Source organism: Candidatus Infernicultor aquiphilus, from assembly GCF_002784285.1.
In the GTDB taxonomy this organism is placed as follows: Bacteria; Atribacterota; Phoenicimicrobiia; order Phoenicimicrobiales; family Phoenicimicrobiaceae; genus Infernicultor; species Infernicultor aquiphilus.
The window spans coordinates 1-3,688 of sequence record NZ_PFKO01000191.1 but is presented as its reverse complement, the minus strand read 5'-3'; the positions used below and the strand labels follow the sequence as shown (position 1 = coordinate 3,688).

The window sequence follows — 3,688 nt, the reverse complement described above, 5'->3', positions numbered from 1 at the left end:
AACCACCAGACCCATTTACTCCATTTTTCATAAAAACCTTTATTTTCTGCCTTGATATTGATAAAACCACTTACCTTAGCCTCCATCTCATCTGCATAATGAAGAGCAATAGCAGTTAATATACTGGGTAGCTTGGGGGAACCAAATTCAAAATGTCCATGGTGACTTAAGAGAGTATGTTTTATCATTAATTCTAAATCCGGAGGAAAATTGTCTAAGCTCTTTATTTTTTGGTCAATCATCTCTAAACCTATGGCAATGTGACCCAAAAGTTTACCTTCGTCAGTAAGTTCAATAACTTTATCATAGGCATATTCCCTTATTTTACCTATATCATGAAGAATAGCCATAGTAATTAGAAAATCACGGTTTATTTCTTTATATATATTACATATAGCCTCACAAATAGCCACTACATTTATAGTATGCTCAGTTAAACCACCAATATAAGGTTGATGAACTTTTGTTGCTGCGGGAGCTTTTTTGAATTTTTCTATAAATTCTTGGTTCTTAAAAAAACTTTCTAAAAGATTTTTTAAGTGGGGATTTTCTATGGAATCAATTTTAGAAAAGATCTTTTTAATTAATTCATCTAAATTTTTATCTGATTGGAGTAAATAGTCTGAATAATCCAAGGGAATAGTTTTAGTAAGAGAAGAGATTGTTGCCTGAAGGGTTCCATCACTTTTCTTTTTAGTAACATACCCTTGAACTCGGGCAAATTCAATCTTGCCTAATTCTTCTACTTTATCATTAGAAACATCCCAATTTACGGCTTCAATTTCCCCGGTCTTATCAGCAATTTTAAAGAACATATCTATGGTTTTTTTATCTCTCCTTACTTTAAACTCTATATCTTTTAAGAAAAATACGTCATCAATTTTAGTACTCAAATTTAAATCGTTCACCATCTGTTTTTTAATCAAAACACATCACTACTCCTTTTTTAATAATTCTGAGGTATTTATCATTGAACATAAATATGCATTATATTTTTAGTTAAAATTTAATTTGTTTTATTATATGATTACAACCCAAAAAGTACCTAAAGTAACTATATTTCAAAAATAGTGCAAATAACATCACATAGTACTAATCAACATACCTAGCTAATCCCCAAACCCTTGGCAATTTTCACTACTCTTCATCTTCCCTATTTTGATCATCTTCCTCCTACTATTATTTCAAAGTTGCAGTAGTGAGAATTGAATCTGCATTTCATCTGATAATTTTTCGTTTGTTGTAACGGTTTTCATCGAAGGGTTGAAGTTTTTCTATCCACATTTCCTCAAGCATTTTTAGATCATCAGTGTAGCCCATTTTCGTATCTTCTTTTTGTCTTAGTTGTTCTCTGTCCTTCTCGCCGCCGCCTACCTACCAATTATTCGTTTCGGATTATTTCGCCTAACGTCCCAAGCGTATCTGAAGTCCAGCCGTTCCCCATAAGGCAAAAAAAGATATCCAGATCCCCAATGCTATAGTTAACAGGGAAGTAACAAAATATATTTTAACATTTTCAAAGATAATCCTGTATCCCCAGCCAGACAAATTTAACATTTTACCTATTATAAAACCTATAATCAAATCGGAAATTACCAAACCCAGGCACCAGATAATATAAATAAGATATTTCGCTATTAATATCTTAGTACGAGAAATCGGTAACGAAAGTAAATCTCGGTAAGTATGATTTGAATATTCTCTGCCAAATAAGTAACTGGCGATAAATCCAAATACTATTATTCCCGCAACATCGGCTCCCTGTGATAAATAAAGTGAAAGATAAGAGACCAAATTTACAGGAGTTGATATAGCTTGGGCTGGTGCATTAATACCTTTGCCAGTCCTAAACGCTGTAAGTTTCCTAACGATAAATGCTTAGCCTTGATATTTTGATCATTCAAAAGCCCTACTCTTTCAATAACATTGTCAATTAGTTTTTTATCTTTCAATCTTCGTAAATGCCAATATACTTCAAGGTTTTCCTTCACGGTTAAGTTAGGATAGGAATAGGTGGCCTCACACTATTATATAATATACAAAACAGGCTACTCTTTAAATAGTTTGAATATATTTTCTTTTATTTATTATATAATTTAATCAAGATACATATAAATTAGGCATCCTATCAATACCAAAAAGGTTGATAAAACCAGCAACCCCATCTTTCTACTGATGGTGCGAGCAACGCCTATCATACTAAAAGTCGCAGCATAAAAGACAATAATATAAGGCACATGAAGTGCTAAAATTTCTCGAAACGGGATTTTTAGGACGTAATCTAACATTACTTCCAGAAAGAGATAGCAGAGGATAATAATATGCGAGATTATTATCTTTTTTTTCGCTTTTATTTTTATGTATCCAACAAGGGAAATTGTAAATGGAATTATTAATAAAACGACAGTTATGCCAAAAATTTTTAAGAAAACCGGGGAACCAATTTTTGAGGCAATATATACACCGCTCACCGCTAAATTAAAAATAATTGAACTTCCTACAAAAAGAAGGTCGTGGAGTTTATATAAATAATTTGGTTTAGATTTAACTTCTTTTTCTTTGTCCATTTTATTCCTTTATTTTTTAACCTGCCTCTCTAAATATTTTTCGCCGCGATTCATCGAGAATCTTCCCTTGTCCTATTCTATCTTTTCCATATTCTTTGTTTTTAAAAACAGGGCTAAAATTGCTAATAAAAATAATGGTAAATGTAAAACTCCCAACCAACAAAATTCTCTATTTAGAATAAACCAGTTAATCATATTCATGCCGCCAAATAACAACCCAACAAAACGAGTAATTCTGAAAGTAACTACATTCACCCTTGGATAAGCTGCGATTAATAAAAAAAGCAATATTGGAGTTACCATACAATAAGTCAACATGGCCCCATTAGTGAATAATGAAATAATTGAAAAATCCGGATTGGCAGCATTATCCATTGGAAACCAATAGGACAAAAAAACTACAGGGACTAAAATCCATTTCCATTGAAAATCTCTTGGTTTTGGGTAAACATTCTCGGGTGATAAAACTTCCCATAACCATGAAATTACCACTACCAATTGAAGGATACAGTTACCTGTTAATAAAACAAATCCATAATCATTGGTAAATGCACTATTTTGAAATAAAGAGACCGCTAACAGGAGAACAGATGTGAAAAAAGCAAATATTCGATTAATCCAAATATGGCTAAGAAATATTCCCAATACCATTATCAACATTAATATTTTAAGCGCTGGAAAGATTATCGGATATGAATAAATAATCGGATTTTTCAAAACTTCTACGATTACTTTGGGAATTTCTGTGGTTGGATATTTTATAGCATAATATGAAGGTAAGAAAAATAAAAATCCCAAGATTAAATAAAGCCACCATTTACTAGTCAAGGATTCAAGCTTGGTTTTAAAATCAATTAAGTTAATCATTATTCCACCTAATATTCATTTATAAATACTCCTTAATTTATTATACTATTTATTTTATTTAATTCGCTCGGTTAGGCGGCAAATTATTATGTAAAAAAGATGAAGATTAAGGCTTAAGAAGTCTCACCGTGGAGGACCCACCCCAACTCCTGGTGCAAAGTCTATTGCCTGGACGGTGCGCATCCAAGCGAGCCCGCCCCAAGTCTCGATGCCACCACCCAGTCGGCACAAGGTCACTTTTTACATGTTTTACA

Annotated in this window: 4 protein-coding genes and 1 pseudogene; all 5 read right to left on the bottom strand. The window is 32.4% G+C overall.

The annotated features are described in order from the left end of the window. Positions 1 to 926 (bottom strand): 3'-5' exoribonuclease YhaM family protein (locus tag COZ07_RS05115; RefSeq protein WP_406607503.1); only part of this gene is annotated, 926 nt, incomplete at its 3' end. A gap of 478 nt (positions 927 to 1,404) precedes the next feature. Next, positions 1,405 to 1,794 (bottom strand): ABC transporter permease, encoded by a 390-nt coding sequence (locus COZ07_RS05110; RefSeq protein WP_406607502.1) that lies wholly within the window; start codon positions 1,792 to 1,794, stop codon positions 1,405 to 1,407. Between the two features lie 2 nt (positions 1,795 to 1,796). Next, a pseudogene (locus tag COZ07_RS05105) lies at positions 1,797 to 1,994 on the bottom strand (ATP-binding cassette domain-containing protein); the annotation flags it as partial. A 102-nt stretch (positions 1,995 to 2,096) separates the two neighbouring features. Beyond that, complete coding sequence (locus COZ07_RS05100; RefSeq protein WP_406607501.1) at positions 2,097 to 2,567, bottom strand: hypothetical protein; 471 nt, start codon at positions 2,565 to 2,567, stop codon at positions 2,097 to 2,099. Positions 2,568 to 2,639: 72 nt separating this feature from the next. Beyond that, the gene (locus COZ07_RS05095; RefSeq protein WP_406607500.1) at positions 2,640 to 3,434 is read right to left on the bottom strand and encodes a hypothetical protein; all 795 of its coding nucleotides are present in this window, start codon (positions 3,432 to 3,434) and stop codon (positions 2,640 to 2,642) included. Positions 3,435 to 3,688: the final 254 nt, after the last annotated feature.